This window comes from Flavobacterium sp. N1736 (assembly GCF_025947065.1).
Classification (GTDB): domain Bacteria; phylum Bacteroidota; class Bacteroidia; order Flavobacteriales; family Flavobacteriaceae; genus Flavobacterium.
This window is the reverse complement of the sequence record NZ_CP109994.1, coordinates 1,983,875-2,005,472: the sequence shown is the minus strand read 5'-3', so window position 1 is coordinate 2,005,472 and position 21,598 is coordinate 1,983,875. Positions and strand designations below refer to the sequence as shown.

Genomic DNA, 21,598 nt, shown 5'->3' with positions numbered 1-21,598 from the left:
AAATGAAAAAGACAATTATATTTAGTGCTTTACTGTTTTGCGGAATTTTAACAGCGCAAACTACTGTAAAAGGAAACGTATTTGAAGATTTAAATCAAAACGGAAAAAAGGATAAAAAAGAAAAAGGTATCGCCAATGTTGCAGTAACCAATGGGCGCGAGGTAGCGTTAACCGATAAAAAAGGAAACTATGAACTTCCTCTGGAAAACAACGCTATTATTGCTGTAATTAAACCATCGGGATATAAGATATTGGTTAACAAAGATAATCTTCCACAGTTTTTTTACAATTATAAACCGGAAGGATCACCTAAAAGTAAGTTTGAAGGTGTAGCGCCAACAGGAAAAATTCCCGAATCTGTTGATTTTGGATTAATAACACAAAAAGAAACGGCTGATTTTACAGCACTTGTTTTTGGAGATCCACAGCCTTATAATCTTGAAGAAGTTGATTTTTTTACCAGAGGAATAGTTTCAGAAGTTGAAGGAATAAAAAATATTCCGTTTGGTTTAAGTATGGGAGATTTGGTAGGAAATGACCTGAACTTATTTAACCCTTACATTCAGGCAGTAAAAAAAATTGGGATTCCGTGGTACAATCTTTTAGGAAACCATGACTTGAATTTTGATGCCAAGGCAGATAATATGGCTGATGAAACTTACGAAGCCCATTTTGGACCTGCGAATTATGCTTTTAATTATGGTAAAGTGCATTTTATTATTTTGGATGATGTACTATATCCGGACCCAAGAGATAATGAAGGATATTGGGGAGGTTTTACAGAGGAGCAAATGCAATTCATTGAAAATGATTTGAAAGTAGTTCCTAAAGACAATCTAATTGTGATGGCTTTTCATATTCCGCTTAGCGAACCGGATGCTAAAGACGATTCTTTCAGAGACAGTGATCGCCAAAAATTATTTGAATTGCTGAAAGATTTTCCAAATACATTGTCACTTTCAGCTCATACGCATATGCAGCGTCAGGATTTTTTCGATCAAAAAGATGGCTGGCTGCAAGAGAAACCGCATCATCATTATAATATCGGGACAACTTCAGGCGACTGGTATTCCGGAAAATTGGACGAGAAAGGAATTCCTATTTCGGTTATGAGAGACGGAACACCAAAAGGATATGCTTTTATTCATTTTGCAGGAAACCAATATACGGTAGATTATAAAACAGCCGGAAAACCACAGGATTATCAAATGAAAGTTTTTACTCCAAAAGTGGTTGCAAAAGGAAAGCGCACCAAATCTGGCGTGTTTGCGAACTTTTTCATGGGAAGCAAAAAAGACAAAGTAGTATACCGTGTAGATCAGGGAGAATGGAAAGACATGGATTATGTACAGGCAGAAGATCCATCTTATGTAGAACTGGTTTACGAATGGGAACTTTCAGAAGTATTGATGCCGGGAAAACGTTCTTCGGATCCTGAAAAAAGCACACACGTATGGAGAGGAGATATTCCGTCAAATCTTGATTTAGGCACACATACTATCGAAATTAAGGCGACAGATATGTTTGGCAAAATTCATACAGCCACCAGCAATTACAGAATAGACAAAGTAAAATAAGAGATAATGATCAGAACAATAAAGTTTATATGCATTTTTACCGTGCTGATAACTGCATATAATTGTGCCGGTACTGTAAACAAACAGCTGACACAGAGCGTTGAAGTTCAGGGACATCGCGGTGATCGCGGTAATTTTCCTGAAAACACAATTCCGGCTTTTCTAAGTGCAGTAAAAAAAGGCGCTGCTGTTATAGAACTTGATGTAGTAATTTCTAAAGACCAAAAAGTGGTAGTTTCGCACGAGCCGTTTATGGCTGCGCAGTACATGAGCGATCTTGTGGGAAAACCAATTAAAAAGGACAAAGAAAAGAGCTATAATCTTTATGAAATGACTTATGACAGCATTAAAAGGTTTGACAGCGGTTCGAGAGGCAATGCAGCTTTTCCGGCGCAGCAAAAAATCAAAACCTATAAACCTTTGTTATCTGAAGTGATAGACAGTGTCGAGAATTATATCACCAGAAATAAGCTAAAACCTGTGAAATACAATATCGAAATCAAGTCTGAAAAAGAAGATTACGATAAGAGACAGCCACAGCCTGCTTTGTTTTCGGCAATGGTGATGAAGATCATTAAGAATAAAGGAATTGAGGAAAAAATAAACATTCAGTCTTTTGATCCCGCAGTTTTAAATGTGATGCATAAAATGTATCCCAAAACAAAAATTGCTTTTCTTGTTGGAGAAGGCACTTTTGTTAAAAATCTCTCGATGCTTGATTTTATACCCGAAATTTACAGTCCTCATTACAAATTGCTTAACAATGACGAAGTGGCATCTATAAGATCTTTGAAAATAAGAATAATTCCATGGACAGTAAATGAAGATAAAGATATCGATCATATGCTCAACCTGAAAGTAGACGGAATTATAACAGATTATCCTGAAAAGGTATTGCGTAAATTATAAAACTTTAAAACAAAAATAGTATCATTTTTTATTGAAACTGTTTCTTTGTTATTATACTATAAAACCTTCAAAATCAATGATTTTGAAGGTTTTTTCAATTAAATTAATATTTAACCAGAACTATTATTTATCATCTCATTGCTATTATACCGGAAAACTCAAAAAGACTTTTTTTTGCCGAAACGGCAATCCTGTTCCATCCATTTATGTTTGCGACTGCAATAATTAGTTTGCCGGTTTTCTCTTTGCCAAAAGTATCCAGAGCAGTATTGTAGATTTCGCTGCTTAATCCATGACCTGATATTGTGGTCACTTCTTCTAATAAAGCCAGAATAAGCTGTTCCTCTCTGCTGAACCATTTTTTGCCATCTCTCCAGGAACTGAGCAGAGAAATTCTCTGGGGATCTTCACCATGTTTAATGGCATCATAGGTATGCAGCGCTGTACAGAAATCGCAATTATTAATCTGCGAAGTCCTGATTTTTATTAACCCCTGCTGGAGTTTGTTCATTCCTGAATTTGAAATAAGAAGATCAAGCTGGCTTAGTATTTTATAGGATTCTTTAATAAAACTTTCAAAATGTAATCTGCTTCCCATAGTACCTCAATTAAAATTATTTATATTAAAATTTGGAATATTTATTCAATCTTCCTGATGCATTTATCATAGACTCTTTGTGGTGATGCAAAACTATTATACATAAAAACCTGAATTACGGACCAGAAAATATTTCATTAGTAGTCCAGTTTTGGTATATTTGTTACTACTAGAAAATGAACAGTAACCGGATATGCTACCTTATAAAAACCTTATAATAATTGATAAAAAAGACAGTCTTTCTATTTACAGGCAGATTTCACTACAGTTTATTTCATTAATTCAGGAAGGAAAGCTTCCTCCGGGCGCTGCACTTCCAAGTACCCGTAACCTTGCCTTTGACCTGCAGCTTCACAGAAAAACAATAGTGGCAGCATATGAAACTCTCGTATCCGAAAACTGGATAGATAACCTGCCACGTAAAAGCTATACCGTATCGCCAAATTTGCCTATGGTAAGACCAAGATCCTATAACAGTAAGAGAATCAGTCCGTTTTCAGAAAGTGGAAATTTTGATTTTGAGCACTATGAACCTGTTATGCCTTTATCGCTGTCATTAAATAACTGCCGTATAGAGATCAATGACGGTTTTCCCGATATTTCACTGCTCCCTGTTCAAACCATAGCAAAGGAGTTTAAGAAGGCATTGGAATCTTCTGCCTCAAGCAAGCGTTCAGCAGTAAATTTAGACGGAGGTTCCGCTAATTTTAAAATATCGCTGTGTTCATTTCTTAATAAGACTCGTGGAATCGATATGGGAGTTGAGAACTTATTTACAACTCGCGGCGCTCAAATGGCAATATATATTGCGGCATCGCTTATTATAAAACCCGGCGATAAAGTTGTGGTCAGTGAGCCAACGTACTTCATCGCCGAAACCCTTTTTGAAAAACTGGGCGCAGAACTTATCCGTATACCAATGGACGCCGATGGTATGCGCACAGAGGAACTGGAAAATATTCTAAAAAAGAATGTTATAAAACTGCTGTATATTATTCCGCATCACCATCATCCTACGACAGTTACAATGAGTATGGAGAGAAGAAATCATTTAATGCAGCTTATTGATGCTTATAACTTTGCCGTTATCGAAGATGATTATGATTATGATTTTCAGTTCAAATATGATCCTTATCTGCCATTGGCGAGCGGTAATCATCGGGGCAATATAATTTATATAGGCTCGCTTACTAAAGTTCTTGGATCTCCTTTTCGTTTAGGTTATATGATTGCTGCTTCTGATTTTTTGCAGGCTGCTGCCAGAATGAGAACGCTGATTGATTTGAGAGGTGATTTTATAATGGAAGAAACTATTTCCGGTATGATCGCCAATGGAGATCTCGCCAGACACATTCAAAAAACCAATAAACTCTATTCGCAAAGGTGTGACTTTCTATCTGATCAGGTAAGGACAGAACTTGGTGATATGGTTGATTTTACAAAACCGACAGGCGGAATGGCTTTATGGCTTAAATTCAAACCCGAGTATGATTTATCTAAAATTATTAAAAAGGCAAATTTGAAAGGTCTTTCTATAAAAGGCAGTGCTTATTGCAACGGAAAAGATGCGCATTTTAATGCCTTTAGGTTTGGTTTTGCTTCTTTAAATGAGCTGGAACTCGCAGAAGCTGTCAGTATAATTAAAAAAACGGCTCAAAGCCTATAAGTCACATCTCCATTTTAGATTACTTATTTATATTGTGGACTAGCTTATTATTATAATCTGGTCTCCGGGCGGCATTCTTTTGACTTTTAATTTTGATCCGTAATAAATAAAATAAAATTATGGAGATATTAAATGTTCAGACACCGGCAGATATAGAATTTGCAAAAGAAGCGATTTTACAATTCAGAACAAATCTCGAGCCGTCAGGACTGATAGAACAAGTTTTTGAAATGATAAAGAGCGGTGGCTTTGAATTGGCATGCATACCATCTGACGATGGAAGCAAAGCGGCAGCTTTTATAGGATTTAGGGCGATGGATATGTTAAGGACCGGAAAGATGATCTACATCGATGATCTTTTTACCCTGCCTGAGTATCGCGGGCGAGGCTATGCAGGAAAACTTTTAGAATATGTTGACAAGCTTGCTTTGGCGAGAGGTATAAATTCTGTACATCTGGACAGCGGTTTTGCGCTGCATCCTGCACATCGACTTTATTTAAACAGCGGATATTTTCTGGCCTGCCATCATTTTGCAAAGATTGTAAAAGCATAAACAGCTTATAACATTCAAAGAAATACAGCTGTATTTCTTCAACTACATTAACTTTTTTATTCAGCCGTCAGGCTAAATTTATCTCAAAATTATCAAAATGAAAAAAATATTAGTACTTAACGCAAGCCCGCGTCAGGAGAGATCCCATAGCAGAAGGCTTACGGATGTTTTTGTTGAATATTACAAAGAGTGCAAACCTGAGGCGTCTATAAAATTCAGGGATCTGGGCAAAAGTAATATTCCGCACGTAGATGAAAAATGGATAGCCGGTGCCTTCAAACCTCAAGAAGACAGAACCCCAGAGGAAATAGAAGCATTACGATTTAGCACAGAACTTATAGCAGAACTTAAAGATGCTGATGTTATTGTTCTGGGCACTCCCATGTATAACTGGTCAGTTCCAAGCTCGCTAAAAGCCTATATAGATCAGGTTTTAAGGGTAAATGAAACCTGGATCGTAAATAGAGAAGATATGAAGAATCCCTATATTGGTCTTTTAAAAAATAAATCTTTGGTTCTTCTGCTCTCAAGAGGAGCACAGGGATATGAAAAAGGAGAATATAATGAACACATGAATTTTCAGTCTCCTTATTTAAGAACTGTTTTCAATATCATTGGTGTAACTGATATTCAGGAAGTAAGCGTTGACGGTGAAGCATTTGGCACGGAAGCATTTGAAGCTGCAGTAAAAAAATCAAATGCCAAAGTAAAGGAGCTAATCCAGACACATTTGTCATAGGTATATTTTACAGGATGAATGGAGGCTTCATCCTGTAATGACAATCTTTTTTTCATGCTATTTATTTTATTTCTTTAAGTAATTATCGAAACTCCATTTAAAATTATCCAGTCCTGACAGTACAAGTGCTGCACCTGTAAAAACAAAAACAGGATATTGAAATGGGGCACCAATTCCTGATGTAGCCATCATACAAATTGCAAAAGTGAAAGTTATAAGCGCTGCACCTATCGAAGCTAATTTTATTTTAAAGCCAATAAACAGGCAAATTCCTATCACTAATTCGGCAATAGAGGCGGCAAACCCCATTATATTTGCAGCTGTTCGATTTAGAAAAGGAAGAAGCGTATTGGTATAATCTACAAAGTGCTGCCAGTCACCCCATGCAACCTTACCTGATCCGGGCGCACCCAGATATCCAATTCTGTCCATTACCGGAAGAATAAAGCCCAATGAAAGGGCAATTCGTAAGAATAATTGAGGGATTTCATTTGAATTTTTCATTTCTTTTTATTTTTAAACAGTTGAGTTGTTAGTATTGATTATTTCTCTTGTTCAAAAATAAGAAGAGGCAGAAAGCACCTTTTAGACCAGCTTTGCTTTATTGAGTAGTCCAGAAGAATTTAAATTCTAACGACCATCAATATTCAAGAATATAAATTTTCTTATTAGTATAATCCCAAACCGTTTTATATTGCGAAAAGAAGCGGTAACCGATGTCCAGCAGATTCGGCTCGGTAATACCCAATGCTTTTCTGGTGATCTGAGTGCCTTCTAAATCAGATAATTCTAATCCTTTTAAAACACATTTAAATTTTCCGTCCAAAACAATATTCTTAACGTTTAGCAGCGTATCGCCACTGCCGTCTGTACCAAGATTAATAACCGATCCTTTGCTTTTAAGCAATTTATCAGAAGCAGAATCTAATTGTAATAATCCATATTGTCCTGTATCAAATGCACCTAAAACACTGACACCATCTATTTTTACTTTAATGATAGGATGATTTGGTAATTTTCGAATCTCGAAATCAATAACAGCCAGAACCTTTTCATTTGCTAAAAAATCTTTGGAATTGCTGCGTTCGGCAGAATTTTTATAAAATGTAATTTTCCTGCTGAGGTAGTCCAGCTTAAAAAGATAACCGTTAAAGAAATTATGACCAATATAGCCGCTGCAGTCTGGTGTGATGTACTTTTGTAGAAAATCATAATTTGCACTGGTGATATTTTCCAGATTCTGATACGTAATACCATTTGTAAACTTGATTTCGCGGATAGTATCATTTATACTGGTATTAAAGGTTTGTCCACTGGCAACAACACCGTTGCCTTTTATTTTTTTATTGGGCAGTTTGATAAAATTATCATTGAGCGCAATGGTAGCCGCACTTCCTGTATCGAACATGAATTTGCCTTCGACACCATTAACTGTCCCTGAAATAAAAGGGAAAGCATTGACAAGGGTAATTGGAAACACGACAATGTCGCCATGAAGTTCCGGTGTTTTTTCGAAAACCTGAGCTTTTACTTGGTTTACAGAACAACATAATACTATACTAATCAACAAAAAAGGTAAATTGAAACGTGACATATATTTTATTTTCTTATTTATAAAAGCAAAGTTCATGAAACTGAAGTAATGCAAAGATGATAAATGTCGACAAAAAAAGAAGACAAATGTCTATGTATTATTAGAATAGTTGTTTAAATAAATAGTTAGAGATCACAGTAATTAAAAACTATCAAGAGGTTAATGTAATGCCTCGCTGTTTGAACGAACAACTATCAAAAAAAATACTTAATTTTACGCCAAGGAAGAAATAATGGAACAATTATTAGATTATATTAATCAACACTCGTCCAGTGGTATCTCAGAAAAGGATTTTGAGACGGTAAAAAGCTATTTTACCCATAAAAAACTACGGAAAAAACAATACTTTTTACAAGAAGGAGACATTTGCAGGCATTTTGGATTTATTCTGAAAGGTTCGATGCGTCAATATACTGTAGATGATAAAGGTGCAGAACATGTTATACAGCTAGCCATCGAAAATTGGTGGGTTGGAGACAGGGAAAGCTATACAATGTCTACACCGTCAGTTTATAATATTGAAGCTTGGGAAGATACCGAACTTCTAATGATTTCAAGACAAGATGTTTTAGAACTATTCCAGCGCTGTCCTGCTTTTATCGAAACAGTAAAAATGATGGACGATCGAAATAATATTGCCAATCAAAGGCGAATAACGTCATCAATAAGTGCCAGCGCAGACAAGCGCTATACTGATTTTATCAACTGTTATCCCAATTTACTCGAACGTTTTCCTCAACATATCATAGCATCTTACCTTGGTATCACTAAAGATACACTAAGCCGTATAAAACGCCAGCTCCTGCAAAAGGAATAGGTTGTTATCGTTCATTTTAATTTAGTAGACATATGTCTACTTTTTTTTTCGTTATATGTCATCTTTAATTCGTGCTGTAAAATAGAACTTTGCTTATATAATTAAAACAAAGTATTATGCCTCCAGCGAAGGATTTATCTGCGATGATTTTACTGCTTCATTACATATAAACAATGCAAAATCTGACTTTTCAGATGCCTTCCTGCGTATAATTTTAACTTGAGTATTCATTCGAATAATTAGTAATCTTTAAATATTTTATCACATGCAAACAAGTATCAAAACAGGACTTGAAGCCCTGTTGCGTCCAGAGGACAGTATCGTAGTATTGATCGACCATCAGCCATTTCAGTTCGCTAATCTGCATAGTCACGAGCCTACTATGATCATTAATGCCGTGGCAGGACTTTCTAAGGCGGCGAAAATCTTTAACGTTCCAACTATCCTGACTACAGTTATTGAAGAACGCGGCGGTTTGCTTATCAAACAAATTCAAGAGGTGTTTCCTGAACAAAAGCCAATTAACCGTACGTTCATTAATACATGGCAAGATCCTAATGTTACGGACATCGTTGCAAAAAGCGGTCGTAAACAATTGATTATTGCCGGTTTATGGACAGAGGTTTGCGTGGCTATGCCGGCAATTCAGGCTGCTGCCGAAGGTTATGATGTATTTGTTGTTACTGATGCCTGTGGTTCAGTTTCAAAAGAAGGGCACGATATGGCAGTACGCCGTATGGTACAACATGGTATTACACCAATCAATTGGGTGGCTGTAGTCTCTGAATGGCAACGCGACTGGGCTCGTATTGAGACAGCAGGCGCACTGGGCAGTCTTATGATAGACCATGCCGGAGGAAGCGGAGTTGCTCTTGCCTGGGAATTGCAGCTATTGGCTACACCTGTACAAGAAAACAAGTAATGCTAAATAAAGCAACATCCTGATCAATTCAGGGTGTTGTTATTTTAATCCGATTAAAAATAGTAACCGCTAAAATTATAACATGACAAACGAAGCAGCCATCATGATGGAATATAATCTTAACGAGGTTTGGAATGAAAGAGATCCGGGCGTGAGGTTAAAAGCAATCGAAAAAATATACAGTACAGAGGCAAATCTCTATCACGTGGGCGATCAGGTGACAGGACTGGATGCGATAAATAATAGCGTAACAGGCACTCTTAAACAATTGCCTCCAGATTTTGTCTTTACCAAACTTAAACCCGTTATCATCAACAACAGTATAGGCAGGCTCATTTGGGGAGCAGGTCCTAAAGGTCAGCAACCTGTTGCTACAGGTATGGATATAGCCCATTTTGAGAATGGAAAAATCAAATCGTTGTATGTATTTCTTGACTAAGTAAATTTAAAATATGAAAAAGAAAACAAGTTTTTCAACAAAGGGGCAAAGAGCTGATATTGGGGACTTAACAATTTACAGGATATTGGCGAACCGATATACTGATGCCGTTGGTCCATTTGTATTTTTAGATCATATTATTCCAAAAGCCCATTCATCATCTTCTGCAAACAGCGGTACCGGAGCACACCCGCATAGAGGCATAGCTACACTAAGTTACATTATTGAAGGCGAAGATGAACATTTTGACAGTGCCGGAAATTATGCAAAAGTGTATTCAGGAGGTATTCAATGGATGAAAGCCGGAAATGGAATTATTCATGATGAAACTTTAAATGTAGATTCTCAAACAAAAAGTAACCGGACTCATGCTTTTCAATTTTGGATTAACCTTCCTTCAAAAAATAAAGCTGAAAAGCCAGCATATTTAGCCATTCAAAGTAATGAAGTGCCAAATAAAACTTTACCAAATAATAGTGGCTGGATAAAAATTATAGTGGGTAATTATCAGGATTTGAAGTCTGTAATACCCAATTATTCAGAACAGTTTTTATATCACATTCAACTTGAGGCAGGTAAAAATTTTACCATTGCCATTGAAGAAAAAGTTGAGGTTGCAGCATTTTTGCCCACTAAGAATGCAATCCTTAATGGTATTGAATTTCAAGCAGGAGAATTTGTAGAATTTGACAGAATTGCTGGGGAAATAACTTTTGAAAATAATCTGCCGGAAGCCACAGATATAATTTTATTTGGAGGTGAACCGTACACAGAGCCAATTGTAGCTGAAGGTCCATTTGTAATGAACAGCGAATCGGAAATAGCAGATGCTTACCGTGACTTTTATGCCGGAAAATATGGCAAAATTGATAATAAAATAGGGCGAGTCTAAAACCTAAAACATCTAACAAAATGACAAATAAAGAAATCGTACTAAAAGCAATGAATGAATTGTTTCACGAAAAAGATAGTAAAGCCATAGCCCTTTATTGGCATGAAACCTACAAACAGCATAATCCGGCAATGACAGATGGTCATCAGGGGCTTAAAGATTTACTGCCTGTTTTAGATGCAAACTTTAAGTGGCACCCGGGAATAATTGTGGAGCAGGACGATATTGTTATTACCCATAGTCAGGTGCATGGCTGGGGACCGGTTCCGGTGATTGTTGTAGATATTTTTAGGTTCGAAGACGGAAAAATAGCAGAACACTGGGATGTGGTACAAGAGGAAGTTCCTGCTTCAAAGTCGGCGAGTGGCAACGCAATGACATCATTTTAAATGTATCAGGAAATGAAAAACAGTCTAACAGGCAATACCTACAAGATGGAGACGGACTTTTTAAAAGTCAAGCTGTTCTTTGAATCAGACAATTCGCTGATATTTACAATTTTAGACGGTGAATTAACAGCAATAGGACATACCGAAAAAGTCGAAACTACAATTGCCGAAATTCGCCCGAATGTCTATATGGTTACGTGGAAAGAAATTTCCGGTGCCACGGTAACACATGTTGAAGATCATGAAAATGAGATTGTTTATAGTAATGCCACCTTGCCGGACGGCAGCTTTTATACCATGAAAGGTACGATAAAGCTTCTGCAGGATTAAAAGTAAACCTTACTCAATAATAAAGAAACAAATAAAAGCAGGAAGACATGAATGTATCATCAAATACGCCTAAATCGGAGCAAATCCGTATTGGTTACAGCCTTTCACTTTCCGGTCCGGTAGCCGAAAACACAAAATCGGCAAGACTGGCTCACCAGATATGGGAGGAAGACATTAACGCACGAGGCGGTCTGCTGGGGCGCAAGGTGCAATTGATCTGTGTAGATGATCATGGCGATGCGCAACAGGTATCCGGAATTTACCGCGACTTGCTTGATAAAGAAAAAGTAGATTTGGTCATTGGAGGTTATGGTACAAATACTATTGGCGCTTCATTGCCTCTAATAATGGAACGCAAAAAATTTCTGATCGGGCTGATGGGTTTAGGAGTTAACAGTACTTTAAAGTATTCCCGTTACTTTGCTATGATACCTACCGGCCTTACACCCAATTCGTCACTAACGGAGAGTTTTTTTGAACTGGCAGCTTCTCAGGAACCGAAGCCCAAAACTGTTGCAATACTTACTGCCGATGCTGAATTTTCGCGTAATCCGGTATTGGGTGCAAGAGAAAATGCTGCCAAATATGGTTTGGAAATCATCTATGAACAGACCTATTCACTGGATACTGAAGATTTTAGCCCAATCCTGTCGGAGTTAAAAACTATTGATGCCGATGTACTTTTTCTTTGCTCGTACTTAAAGGATTCTGTAGGTTTAGTGCGCGCCGTCAATGCTGGCGATTACCGTCCTAAAATGGTTGGCGGGGCAATGATTGGACCTCAAAGCGCCTCAGTAAAGAAAGAGCTTGGACCGCTTTTAAATGGCTTTGTTAATTATGAATATTGGATGCCTGTTCCAAAAATGGATTTTCCGGGCGTTGCCGATGTACTGTCAAGGTATCAGGCACGTGCCAAAATTGAAAATGTAGACGAACTCGGATTTTACGTCGTGCCGCTTGCGTACTCGCAATTGCAGGTATTGGAGCAGGCTGTCACAGCAACGGGCAGTTTTGATGATGAAATACTTGCTGAATATTGCCGCACAAACTCTTTTGAAACAGTAATGGGTACTATTCGTTTTGGAGAGGGCGGAGAATGGGCTGAACCTCGTGTTATACAGGTACAATTCCAAAATGTTGATAATTCAGAGTTGGAAACATTTAAGGACAGTCACGCTCAGGTAGTGGTAGCTCCCGCAAAATATGCATCGGGTTCGCTTATTTATCCTTATACGCCAGGTAATTGAAAAGACGTATAGCTCAGCAATTTATTCATTTATCTTAGGATAAAACATAGATAAAAACAAAAATTTTAAATAAAAAATGGAAATCTTATTAAAAGAATATGACGCCAAAGGCTTTGCAATTGCACAGGTGAATGAAAAACGAGCAGGCGCAATGACCTATTCTATCGCTGGGGAAGAATTGATTATTATAGATCACACTGAAGTTGAGCCAGCGTATAGTGGTAAAAGCGTAGGTAAACAAATGCTTTACAAAATCGTGGAAATGGCGAGAGAGAAAAATATAAAGATTATACCCCTGTGTCCATTTGCAGCAGCCATGTTCAAAAAGACAGAAGATATTCAGGATGTATTAAAATTTTAAATACACAACAATGGAAATAACAAAAGAATATCAAAAGGAAAATCTGACAGTGATATGGCAGCCCAAAAAGTGTATTCATGCCGGTGTATGCGTAAAAACGCTGCCGAAAGTCTATAAACCAAAAGCAACACCGTGGATTAATTGTGAAAATGCATCATTGGAAGCCTTAAAGAGTCAGATTGATGCCTGCCCGTCAGGAGCATTGACCTATAGAGAATCTTAAACCTATAATCTGGCTGTAAAATCAATCACAGCCAGATAATTGGTAATTAAATGTAATTCATAGATTTTATTCATTATGTATTTTTAATTTATAACTGGTATTTCTTCCTGCACCTTCTTGTACTAATATTTCTTTTTCCAATAAATCTTTGATATCTCTAAGAGCAGTATCTGTAGATGTTTTAGTCATTTTTGCCCATTTGGAAACGTTGAGATTACCAAAAAAATTATCCAAGAGTACCTGCAGCATTTTTGTCTGGCGTACATTAAAATTTTTGTCAAGGTTAACTTCCCAAAATGCACCTCTTTTTATTGTTTTTTCAATAGTCAGATCGGTGTTTTCCATAGATCTGTACAAACAGTCAAGAAACCATTCCAGCCAATTCGTTATCGTAAGATCTCCTTTTTGTGTTGATTCTAAGATATTATAATAGTCATTTCTTTCTTTTTGTATCTGCGCCGACATGGAATAAAATCGTTGTTTACTTTGATCAGCGCGCGCAAGCATCATATCGGTAATTGCTCTGGCAATTCTTCCATTACCATCATCAAATGGATGTATAGTAATAAACCATAAATGTGCAATTGCAGCTTTTATTACGGGATCTATTTCATTTTGACTGTCTAACCAAATTAAAAAAGTCTGCATTTCACTGGCTACTATATTTGGCTCAGGTGCTTCAAAATGTACTGTCTCTTTACCTATAGGACCTGATGTAACCTGCATAATATCTTCACGCCAGTTTCCTGCTATAATCTTGTACATTCCACTTCTTCCCGTTGGAAAAAGTGCAGCATGCCATCCAAATATTCGATCTTTATTAAGCTCATTTTGGTAGTTTTGTGTTGCATCGAGCATCATTTCAACGACTCCGTCTACATTTCTGTCAGAGGTAACAGTTCCTGCAATATCAATACCTAATCGCCTTGCTATTGAAGAACGTACCTGATCATGGTTTAATATCTCACCTTCAATTTCACTCGATTTTATAACATCAAGAGTTAATGTTTGCAACATAGTTTCCTCCTGAAGCTTAAAACCAAGAGCTTGCATTTGTCCCAATATCTTACCTTGACGATATCTTACTTCGGCTAGCTTTGCTAAAATTCTTGATGAATCCCAATTGAAATTGGGCCATTCTTTTAATTGATGTGCATACATAATCACCGCATTTTTGCGGTAAATATATGCCTTATTTACCGCATTTACAATTTATGCGGTGATTATATTGGTTTTTAACCGCAAATATGCGGTGATTAATAAAGATAATCACCGCATATTAAAACAACAAAACCCCAATAATAACTATTGGGGTTTAAAAAAACAACAACAAATAAAACACTATTTTTGTTTTTAATTCAAATAATCGGCGATATCTATATCTCCTTTAACAACCAGATTGCCGTTTTCTAATTTTTCCTGCAGCACAATCATATTGGCTCCAATGTTCTGAATAATTTGTACTTTTATTGGAGAAGAACCTGCATAAGGTTCAGTTGTTCCGGGTTTATAGATTTCAAGAAATACAGGCGCTGTGGCGCTAAAAAAACTATATATTTTCAGTTCCGAAAAACCTTCTTTCCCTATGTTTGCAAATTCTGCCAGGATTGTTCCATTTTCTCTTTTTAAAACGCCTTTCACGCTTTTAAGTCCGGAGCCGGAAAATTCTCCAAGATTTGAAAAGAGAAATACAAAACCAACTCTCCCTACATTTACTGTTGGTTTTACGGCATAAGTCTCAAGGAAAATATCCGGAAGGTTAAAGAAAAACAGTTCTTTATAATCATCTGCGGTATCATAAGTAATATTATACTTGGCAAGTTCCTTACCGGTAGCAATATCATAAAGACTCAATCGGTCATTTTCACCTCTGTCTGAAACAAATTGCAATGAAGTTTCAATGTTTCCGGTATACGTACTTTTCTGGTTTATCAAAACAGGTTCATCGTTAAATTTAAATTGAACCTCGTGAGGATTTGAATACCCTTTTATCTTTATCTGTACCGGTTTTTGCGCCGCATCAATAGTATTGGTAAGTTCGCTTTCGCAAGAAGCCAAAGCAAGCAATCCCATTATTAAAATAAGTATTCCAATTATAAATGTTTTCGTCTTTTTCATGATTAATTATATTCTGTTTTTTTGCATTTATCCATTTCAGATGCCTTATTTTAGGATAGCAGCACGTTATTTCTTGATAAATTTTAGTCTTTCAACAATTTGACCATCAGTGATAGTAACGAGATATGCACCACTTGATAAAGAAGCAACATTAGTTCTGGTAGTGTAAGGCGCGGTCATTATTTCTTGTCCCGCCATATTGTAAATTTTAACTTTTGTCACTTCCGGTAAAAAAGACGGGCTAAGATCCAGCAACAATTCTGATGCAACAGGATTTTGCAGGATTTTTGTAGCAATGCTGCCTTTTTCTATATCATTTGTACCTAATAATGTCGTAGCATAAATAGCCATTTCGTCAATATTAATATTCTGCACGTTTGTTCCACCTGTAGGACCGCTGCTTATTCTATTGGACCACAAACCGATATAAATCTTTTTTCCTGCAAATGCAGTAATATCTACAAGGCTTTCTACAAATTGAGTCAGGTCAGTTGGAAACGGATTACCAGCCTGTCCGGCAGTTATCAGATACGGAGAAGCAACTTGATTTCCTTGTGCATCTACTGCGATTGCCTGAAAATCTGATAAATCAGGTACTGGTTTTTGTGCTGTACTCACGTAGATATATATAAATCTGCCCAGCGTTACATGCGTTGTTCTTTGTCTGCCTATATAAGCAGCAAGCGTAATAGTACCTGAAGCCGATGTTAAATCAATTTCAGGAGAAATTACCCAGTCATTTTCTGTAGCAAAACCGGTTGCATTTCCGGATGGTACCAAACTAATAGAATAGCGAAGTGAGCCTGAGGCGCCATATGTTAAAGCCGTTCCGTTCGTATAAATATTCGGTCCCTGCATCCATTTGTTTCCATTTGAGTTGAGGTCATGAAAGGTCCATCCAACCATATCATCGGCAGATTCAAAAGAGTTGACCCATACCGGAAATTGTGCATAAAATGCATGTGAAAGCAATAAAGCCGTTAATAGTAATAGTTTTTTCATTTTTTTAATTTTAAGAGTTATGTTGTGTATCTATTTAAAAAGTTAAAGTCATGTTCAATCCAAAAGTCCTTCCTGTGCGTGCACGAAATATAATCTTGTCAATATCTTTATCGTATTTGCTGGTTGAACCGGGCAAAAGGCTCAGGGTTTCTCTTATTGTTTCATAATCGCTTCCGACACCATTTGAAATTGAATACGAATTGAAATTGTTATAGTATTCCTTTACGCGGTCAAATAGGTTTTTGACATTGAATTTTATCTCCAGATTTTTATTCTTTAAAAACTTATACGAAATCTGTGCATCGGCTACGGCATAAGGGCGCTGTATTTCTTCAGAGTTATAGGCATAACCAACCGTTATGTATTGATCGCCTTTGGCATTGTACAAAAAACTGGCTCCCAAACGTTCTCCTTCGTACACCATACCAAGGTTATAAGCATACGGCGTTTGTCCGTAAAGAGGTCTGTCAACCTTATAAGTATTGCTTGTTTCTGATGTTTTATTTCTGTCTTTAAAAGCAATAACTTTTGTGTCGTTATAAGTGAAATTTCCGCTTATAAAAAGATCTTTAAGGAATGCAGTATTATAGATGAAACCCAAACTTTTTCTAATTTCTAATTCAACTCCTTTTAGCTTTGCATTTTTTGAGTTCCCGTTATAGAGATATAAGTTTCCTTCGTTAGAAATAAATCCTTCACGTTCGATAGGGCGATCGATATCTTTATAATAAATACCTGCCGAGAGAATTTCGCCCAAATTAGGAAACCACTCAAATTTGAAATCATAATTATTAATTACAGAAGAAGTCATTTCGGTATTGTAGATCAGCGCGTTGGCGACAGGATCAATATAAGGCAAACCTGTTCTTTCATTAAACTGCGGACGTATTACTGCTTTGTTATAAGCCAGCCTTAAATTCATGCTGTTAACAGGATTATAAGTAAAATTAACAGATGGCATAAATTGCCAGGGTTTATCATTAATAGGTTCTTTTAGTAAATTTCTTGAGTCAGAAGGATCCATTTGTTGTGAAATCAGTTTATACTCAAAATATTCGGCTCTTAAACCCCAAACTAATCGCAGCTTACTTTTCCAGCGGTTATCAAACATTATAAAAGGGGCATGCTGTTGTACTTCTCCTTCATATTTAGAATCCTTGTACAAAGGCATAGTCAGCCAGCCAATACCGCCCGGTACATATTTAGAACCGTCGAACCAATCACTAAGCGGACCAACAATAGTCAACGAGTTTCTTTCGCTTGGCTGCACTTCCGGTCTGTTTTCGTCTACTCTTAAAAAAAACTTTTCCTGCTGGTTGGTATTGCTTTTTAGAGTTCCTGCATAACCAGTTTTTATGCTATTTTTAAAATCGCCAAAATCGGCATTCCACTTTAGAGAGGCACCAAAATTATAATCCGTTTCCCTGTTCTCGATGTAAGCTCTGGTAAAATTATTTCCTGAATTGTATATCTGATGAAATTCCAGAATTTCACGCCCAATAAAACTATAGTACGTCTGATGCTGCGTCATATCTTTAGTATCAGAAGCTACATTGGTTCTGGCAGCAAACCAGTTAAGTTCTGCACCGCCAATTTTATGGCTTCCTTCAAGCTTATTTTGCAGTAAGGTCTGGTAAACCGGATAATCTACATTATCGGTATAAGGCCTGTCTAAATTGGCAATATTAGCCGGATCATTGTTTGGGACAATGCCGTGATAAAAATAATTATAAGAAGCTTCTGCAGCTCCGGGTTGTCCGCTGCCTCCCGTATATTCATTCCAGCCTGTAACTCTTGTAAGTGTATTGTTGTAAAGATGTGTATAAGAATTTCGGAATGATATACGGTTAGTGCCCAACTGCAATCCCGCATTAAACATTCCTGCCAATGTAGAATTATAGGTATAAGATGCACCCTGATTTTTAAAATCGAAGAATTCTACAGGCGCAACACCGTTTTCTTCCCACTTCTCTACAAGACCCGTAGTATCGAGCCAGTTTCCGCGTCCCGTGTGCTCGATGTCAAGCATTGTCTGCTCGTTTTTTAAGGTAACTGCTGCGGCAAAACCCCATTTATTGTTGTTTTCCATTTGAAAATTTCGTCCCATAGCAAGCTGAAAACTAGATCCCGGATCTGCTTTTGTACTATAAGTGGTGAAATTATCATTAGTAAAACGTTTAGACTGTTCGAAAAATACCGGATTATTCCAGTTGGTAGAAATCAACCCTTTAGGAAAATCGCGTGTACCATCATCATAGCCAAAATAATCGTTTGCGCCCCTTTGTCGGGACAAAAAATCTTTAAATGTAGCCAGAGTATTATACGAAGTTCCCCAGCTAAAAGAGAAAAAATCTTTTTCAGGAATATCCTTCGTTCTTACTTCGACATATCCGCCGGCAAAACTGGCATTCATATCAGGAGTTGCTGTTTTGCTTACCACAACACTTTCAACCATAGCGGTTGGGATTATATCAAAAGAAAAATTTTGATTGTAAGCCTCTGTACTTGGTAAATTTATACCATCCATTGCGGCAGTATTCCAGCGTTCTCCCATCGAACGAACCACTACATATTTATTATCAACGGTTGTAATTCCGGTAATTCTTTTTAAGGTTGCACCAACATCGCTGTCCGGAGTTTTTGCAATTTGTTCGGCAGAAATTCCATCGCTCATTTGCGCGGCTTTTTTTTGCTGTACCAATAATCCTTTTGTAGAAGCATCATTATAATCTATAGTAATTATTACTTCATTTAATCCTAAAGCATCCGGTTTTAAGGCAAGGTTAAGATCTGTAACGGCACCGGCTTTTACTTTGATGCCTGTAATACGCTGTGTTTGGTACGAAACGTAGCTTATTTCGAGATTATAAGAACCTTCTTCTAAAGACAATGAAAAATCTCCGTTACTGTCAGTCATAGTCGTTATTCCTGTTGCTGCAACCGCCACATTGGCTCCGGGAAGCGCAAGACCATAATCATCGACCACTTTTCCTTTTATAGTTCCATTTTTTTTAGGAGCAGCGGTTAGTTTTGGAACAACAGCGTATGCGTTTCCACTTTTTTTAAGCATAAATGAAGTGCCGGAAAGAGAAGTTTCAAGGGCTTTTTCCCAAGTTTGTTTTTTTGCCGAATAAGCAGCAACTTTTACGGTTCCGGTTTGTTTGTGGTCAAACGCAATGCTGATACCGCTTAATTTTTCAATTCGGATGATACGTGATTCTAAAGTTTCTTCAGGAAAAGAAATATCCTGCTGGGCATAAATAGAGTGTGTAAAAAACGTAAAAAGTATAAATAATACTGTTTTAAATAAAAACCAATTTTTCATAATGTTAGTGTGAGTTGTCTGCTTTATTTATTTGTATAGGGTTACTGTATGGTTTGTAATAGTATAGCGCACACCATAGATGTCTGAGATAACATCGAGCATATTTTTCAGAGAAGTTTCCTTATCAAAAGAAGCGCTAAAATTGATGTCTTCTAAAAGTCCCGGCTGTAGTTTGATTTCAACATCAAAATGCTGCTCCATTCGAAGCATCAGTTCATCAGCATCTGAATGGCTCAGTGTTAAGTTTCCTTCTCTCCACGTCGCAATATTCGAAGTTTTTACTTCTGAGAGGCTGATGCTCTTTTTCTTTTTATCTATAATTGCTTTTTGTGAAGGAAAAAGCGCAAGAATATTATGGTCTTTTCTTACTTCGACTCTTCCGGTTCTCACCGCTACAGTACTTTTATGCAGCTTGTCGTAGGCCGTTACACTAAATGAAGTTCCTTTTACGACAACATCGGCATCATGAGTATGTATTATAAAAGGTTTGTGCGGATTTTTAGCAACTTCAAAAAATACCTCGCCGTCTTTGAGCCAGATTTCTCTTTTTTTGCCGTTAAATTCATTTTTTGCAAAAGTCAGGGTCGTGCTTCCGTTTAGGGTAATTAAAGAACCGTCCGGAAGTATGAACTTTTTTACATCACCTTTGCCTGTCCCGTATTCCATTTTATCAGAAAATAAAGAACTCAAACTTTGAAACGTATCATAAGTCTGGTATTGATATGCCGTGACAGATGCCATCATTAATACCAAAATTGCCGCCGCATACGATAATAGCTTCTGTAGCGTAAAAACTTTTACAGGCTTATTGTCCGGTTTAGTAAATCCATATTGAACAGATAAAGCGTCCCATACCTTTTCGATTCCTTTTTTTACCTGACTTTCAGATGCTTCAAACGAAGCACCGATTACCTTTTCAGGATTCCAGTGTTTAATAATTTGAATTTCTTTTTCAGATGCCTGTTTGTTATAATATCTGTGGAAATAATCATGCAGCCACAAAAACCAAAGCAGGTTTTTCTTGTCTTGTTCTTCTTGATTCAGCTTCTTATTCATAATGTTTTGTTCTTCTATACAGATAATCGTTACGAGGACTTCTGATTTCTTGACGAAACCCATTATGAAAACATTAAGAATGTGTTAAGCCTTTTTTTTATGAAATTCACGACAGTCTTTTTATAATACATTTGTGCCGTTCTTCTTATTCAGCATCTACAAAACATGTAGAAATTTGAACCAAATGAAAATTCCAGACCAAGTCCTTCTTGAAAGGATCGCGAATAAAGACAATGTTGCATTTCATGAGTTTTATAATCGTTATGCCGCTTTGCTTTACAGATGGGCGTATAATCGTGTAGGCAATGAAGAAATTGCCGAGGAAATTACTCAGGAATTCTGGGCTAAATTTTGGCTAAATCCAAGTCAGATAAAAACAGATGCAGCAGGAAATGCAAAGAATTATCTTTTGCACTTTTTTACCTACAGAGTGCTCGATTATATCCGTTCGAATTTGAGTAAAAAAACAGTTTCAAATATTGGAGACGATTTTGACCTGCTTTCAAAAACTTTAATCTATACCCATATTTCCGAAGAAATAGAAGAAAAGGAAATCTACGCACTTATTGATGAAATCATATCGACACTTCCGGATTTGACCCAAAAAGTTTTCAATCACAGATGGAAAGATGATTTGTCGACTGAAGAAACTGCACAATTATTAAATATTGATGAAAAAGCAGTGTATAACCGTATGTATGTGGCCATTAATCTGATAAGAGAAAAAGTAGCATCAATGCTTAACGAAGGCGATAACATTAATAAAATAAAAACTATTAATGCACTGGTGATATGGTGCAGCCTGTTAAAATAAGTAGAAAAAAAACTTCCCCCATTTTT

At 36.9% G+C, this 21,598-nt stretch carries 23 protein-coding genes; 15 read left to right on the top strand and 8 right to left on the bottom strand.

Translation table 11 applies throughout. From position 1 onward, the window contains the following. Positions 1-2 precede the first annotated feature (2 nt). Positions 3-1,577, top strand: coding sequence for a calcineurin-like phosphoesterase C-terminal domain-containing protein (locus tag OLM54_RS08460; protein ID WP_264538154.1), 1,575 nt, complete (start codon positions 3-5; stop codon positions 1,575-1,577). Between the two features lie 6 nt (positions 1,578-1,583). Next, positions 1,584-2,486 (top strand): glycerophosphodiester phosphodiesterase family protein, encoded by a 903-nt coding sequence (locus OLM54_RS08455; RefSeq protein WP_264538153.1) that lies wholly within the window; start codon positions 1,584-1,586, stop codon positions 2,484-2,486. 130 nt (positions 2,487-2,616) lie between these two features. Here the strand turns inward: OLM54_RS08455 and OLM54_RS08450 are convergent, their stop codons facing one another. Further along, on the bottom strand, positions 2,617-3,084 hold the full coding sequence (locus OLM54_RS08450) for a carboxymuconolactone decarboxylase family protein (protein ID WP_264538152.1): 468 nt from the start codon (positions 3,082-3,084) through the stop codon (positions 2,617-2,619). Between the two features lie 193 nt (positions 3,085-3,277). On the opposite strand from OLM54_RS08450, the gene OLM54_RS08445 reads away from it, so the two are divergent. From OLM54_RS08445 to OLM54_RS08435, 3 genes are all read left to right on the top strand, one after another. Then, positions 3,278-4,750, top strand: coding sequence for a PLP-dependent aminotransferase family protein (locus OLM54_RS08445; protein WP_264538151.1), 1,473 nt, complete (start codon positions 3,278-3,280; stop codon positions 4,748-4,750). Between the two features lie 119 nt (positions 4,751-4,869). Further along, a complete protein-coding gene (locus tag OLM54_RS08440; protein WP_264538150.1) occupies positions 4,870-5,304 on the top strand; it encodes a GNAT family N-acetyltransferase in 435 nt (144 codons plus the stop codon). Positions 5,305-5,401: 97 nt separating this feature from the next. Further along, positions 5,402-6,043 carry an FMN-dependent NADH-azoreductase gene (locus OLM54_RS08435; RefSeq protein ID WP_264538149.1) on the top strand — a complete coding sequence of 214 codons (642 nt, stop codon included), beginning with the start codon at positions 5,402-5,404 and terminating at the stop codon, positions 6,041-6,043. Between the two features lie 66 nt (positions 6,044-6,109). On the opposite strand, the gene OLM54_RS08430 is transcribed toward OLM54_RS08435, so the two are convergent. Together OLM54_RS08430 and OLM54_RS08425 are read right to left on the bottom strand one after the other, a co-directional pair. Then, positions 6,110-6,547 (bottom strand): DoxX family protein, encoded by a 438-nt coding sequence (locus OLM54_RS08430; protein WP_264538148.1) that lies wholly within the window; start codon positions 6,545-6,547, stop codon positions 6,110-6,112. Positions 6,548-6,683: 136 nt separating this feature from the next. After that, positions 6,684-7,637: a retroviral-like aspartic protease family protein gene (locus OLM54_RS08425; protein ID WP_264538147.1), complete on the bottom strand. Its 954-nt coding sequence runs from the start codon at positions 7,635-7,637 to the stop codon at positions 6,684-6,686. Between the two features lie 232 nt (positions 7,638-7,869). On the opposite strand from OLM54_RS08425, the gene OLM54_RS08420 reads away from it, so the two are divergent. From OLM54_RS08420 to OLM54_RS08380, 9 genes are all read left to right on the top strand, one after another. Beyond that, complete coding sequence (locus tag OLM54_RS08420) at positions 7,870-8,454, top strand: Crp/Fnr family transcriptional regulator (RefSeq protein ID WP_264538146.1); 585 nt, start codon at positions 7,870-7,872, stop codon at positions 8,452-8,454. A gap of 265 nt (positions 8,455-8,719) precedes the next feature. Beyond that, positions 8,720-9,376, top strand: coding sequence for a hydrolase (locus tag OLM54_RS08415; protein ID WP_264538145.1), 657 nt, complete (start codon positions 8,720-8,722; stop codon positions 9,374-9,376). An 82-nt stretch (positions 9,377-9,458) separates the two neighbouring features. Further along, complete coding sequence (locus OLM54_RS08410; protein ID WP_264538144.1) at positions 9,459-9,815, top strand: nuclear transport factor 2 family protein; 357 nt, start codon at positions 9,459-9,461, stop codon at positions 9,813-9,815. A gap of 13 nt (positions 9,816-9,828) precedes the next feature. Beyond that, complete coding sequence (locus OLM54_RS08405; protein WP_264538143.1) at positions 9,829-10,707, top strand: pirin family protein; 879 nt, start codon at positions 9,829-9,831, stop codon at positions 10,705-10,707. 20 nt (positions 10,708-10,727) lie between these two features. Next, positions 10,728-11,096, top strand: coding sequence for a nuclear transport factor 2 family protein (locus OLM54_RS08400; RefSeq protein WP_264538142.1), 369 nt, complete (start codon positions 10,728-10,730; stop codon positions 11,094-11,096). Beyond that, complete coding sequence (locus tag OLM54_RS08395) at positions 11,097-11,426, top strand: MoaF-related domain-containing protein (RefSeq protein ID WP_413614466.1); 330 nt, start codon at positions 11,097-11,099, stop codon at positions 11,424-11,426. 47 nt (positions 11,427-11,473) lie between these two features. Beyond that, complete coding sequence (locus OLM54_RS08390; RefSeq protein WP_264538140.1) at positions 11,474-12,673, top strand: amino acid ABC transporter substrate-binding protein; 1,200 nt, start codon at positions 11,474-11,476, stop codon at positions 12,671-12,673. Positions 12,674-12,749: 76 nt separating this feature from the next. Continuing rightward, positions 12,750-13,034 (top strand): GNAT family N-acetyltransferase, encoded by a 285-nt coding sequence (locus OLM54_RS08385; protein ID WP_264538139.1) that lies wholly within the window; start codon positions 12,750-12,752, stop codon positions 13,032-13,034. 10 nt (positions 13,035-13,044) lie between these two features. After that, entirely contained in the window at positions 13,045-13,257 is a 213-nt protein-coding gene (locus OLM54_RS08380; protein ID WP_264538138.1) for a (4Fe-4S)-binding protein, read from the top strand. Positions 13,258-13,323: 66 nt separating this feature from the next. On the opposite strand, the gene OLM54_RS08375 is transcribed toward OLM54_RS08380, so the two are convergent. The 5 genes from OLM54_RS08375 to OLM54_RS08355 form a co-directional block, all read right to left on the bottom strand. Then, positions 13,324-14,418: a Fic family protein gene (locus OLM54_RS08375; RefSeq protein ID WP_264538137.1), complete on the bottom strand. Its 1,095-nt coding sequence runs from the start codon at positions 14,416-14,418 to the stop codon at positions 13,324-13,326. 192 nt (positions 14,419-14,610) lie between these two features. Continuing rightward, the gene (locus tag OLM54_RS08370) at positions 14,611-15,375 is read right to left on the bottom strand and encodes a hypothetical protein (RefSeq protein ID WP_264538136.1); all 765 of its coding nucleotides are present in this window, start codon (positions 15,373-15,375) and stop codon (positions 14,611-14,613) included. A 66-nt stretch (positions 15,376-15,441) separates the two neighbouring features. After that, positions 15,442-16,377, bottom strand: a complete 936-nt coding sequence (locus OLM54_RS08365; RefSeq protein ID WP_264538135.1) for a T9SS-dependent choice-of-anchor J family protein — start codon at positions 16,375-16,377, stop codon at positions 15,442-15,444. 34 nt (positions 16,378-16,411) lie between these two features. Beyond that, on the bottom strand, positions 16,412-19,702 hold the full coding sequence (locus OLM54_RS08360; RefSeq protein ID WP_264538134.1) for a TonB-dependent receptor: 3,291 nt from the start codon (positions 19,700-19,702) through the stop codon (positions 16,412-16,414). Between the two features lie 27 nt (positions 19,703-19,729). Continuing rightward, a complete protein-coding gene (locus OLM54_RS08355; protein WP_264538133.1) occupies positions 19,730-20,758 on the bottom strand; it encodes a FecR family protein in 1,029 nt (342 codons plus the stop codon). Between the two features lie 184 nt (positions 20,759-20,942). Between OLM54_RS08355 and OLM54_RS08350 the strand changes: the two genes are divergently transcribed. Next, complete coding sequence (locus OLM54_RS08350) at positions 20,943-21,572, top strand: RNA polymerase sigma factor (protein ID WP_264538132.1); 630 nt, start codon at positions 20,943-20,945, stop codon at positions 21,570-21,572. The last annotated feature ends 26 nt before the right edge of the window (positions 21,573-21,598 follow it).

Bases quoted from the DNA above. Each gene is read 5' to 3' on its own strand.
- OLM54_RS08460 (WP_264538154.1), top strand. From the start codon at position 3: ATGAAAAAGACAATTATATTTAGTGCTTTACTGTTTTGCGGAATTTTA.
- OLM54_RS08455 (WP_264538153.1), top strand. From the start codon at position 1,584: ATGATCAGAACAATAAAGTTTATATGCATTTTTACCGTGCTGATAACT.
- OLM54_RS08450 (WP_264538152.1), bottom strand. From the start codon at position 3,084: ATGGGAAGCAGATTACATTTTGAAAGTTTTATTAAAGAATCCTATAAA.
- OLM54_RS08445 (WP_264538151.1), top strand. From the start codon at position 3,278: ATGCTACCTTATAAAAACCTTATAATAATTGATAAAAAAGACAGTCTT.
- OLM54_RS08440 (WP_264538150.1), top strand. From the start codon at position 4,870: ATGGAGATATTAAATGTTCAGACACCGGCAGATATAGAATTTGCAAAA.
- OLM54_RS08435 (WP_264538149.1), top strand. From the start codon at position 5,402: ATGAAAAAAATATTAGTACTTAACGCAAGCCCGCGTCAGGAGAGATCC.
- OLM54_RS08430 (WP_264538148.1), bottom strand. From the start codon at position 6,547: ATGAAAAATTCAAATGAAATCCCTCAATTATTCTTACGAATTGCCCTT.
- OLM54_RS08425 (WP_264538147.1), bottom strand. From the start codon at position 7,637: ATGTCACGTTTCAATTTACCTTTTTTGTTGATTAGTATAGTATTATGT.
- OLM54_RS08420 (WP_264538146.1), top strand. From the start codon at position 7,870: ATGGAACAATTATTAGATTATATTAATCAACACTCGTCCAGTGGTATC.
- OLM54_RS08415 (WP_264538145.1), top strand. From the start codon at position 8,720: ATGCAAACAAGTATCAAAACAGGACTTGAAGCCCTGTTGCGTCCAGAG.
- OLM54_RS08410 (WP_264538144.1), top strand. From the start codon at position 9,459: ATGACAAACGAAGCAGCCATCATGATGGAATATAATCTTAACGAGGTT.
- OLM54_RS08405 (WP_264538143.1), top strand. From the start codon at position 9,829: ATGAAAAAGAAAACAAGTTTTTCAACAAAGGGGCAAAGAGCTGATATT.
- OLM54_RS08400 (WP_264538142.1), top strand. From the start codon at position 10,728: ATGACAAATAAAGAAATCGTACTAAAAGCAATGAATGAATTGTTTCAC.
- OLM54_RS08395 (WP_413614466.1), top strand. From the start codon at position 11,097: ATGTATCAGGAAATGAAAAACAGTCTAACAGGCAATACCTACAAGATG.
- OLM54_RS08390 (WP_264538140.1), top strand. From the start codon at position 11,474: ATGAATGTATCATCAAATACGCCTAAATCGGAGCAAATCCGTATTGGT.
- OLM54_RS08385 (WP_264538139.1), top strand. From the start codon at position 12,750: ATGGAAATCTTATTAAAAGAATATGACGCCAAAGGCTTTGCAATTGCA.
- OLM54_RS08380 (WP_264538138.1), top strand. From the start codon at position 13,045: ATGGAAATAACAAAAGAATATCAAAAGGAAAATCTGACAGTGATATGG.
- OLM54_RS08375 (WP_264538137.1), bottom strand. From the start codon at position 14,418: ATGTATGCACATCAATTAAAAGAATGGCCCAATTTCAATTGGGATTCA.
- OLM54_RS08370 (WP_264538136.1), bottom strand. From the start codon at position 15,375: ATGAAAAAGACGAAAACATTTATAATTGGAATACTTATTTTAATAATG.
- OLM54_RS08365 (WP_264538135.1), bottom strand. From the start codon at position 16,377: ATGAAAAAACTATTACTATTAACGGCTTTATTGCTTTCACATGCATTT.
- OLM54_RS08360 (WP_264538134.1), bottom strand. From the start codon at position 19,702: ATGAAAAATTGGTTTTTATTTAAAACAGTATTATTTATACTTTTTACG.
- OLM54_RS08355 (WP_264538133.1), bottom strand. From the start codon at position 20,758: ATGAATAAGAAGCTGAATCAAGAAGAACAAGACAAGAAAAACCTGCTT.
- OLM54_RS08350 (WP_264538132.1), top strand. From the start codon at position 20,943: ATGAAAATTCCAGACCAAGTCCTTCTTGAAAGGATCGCGAATAAAGAC.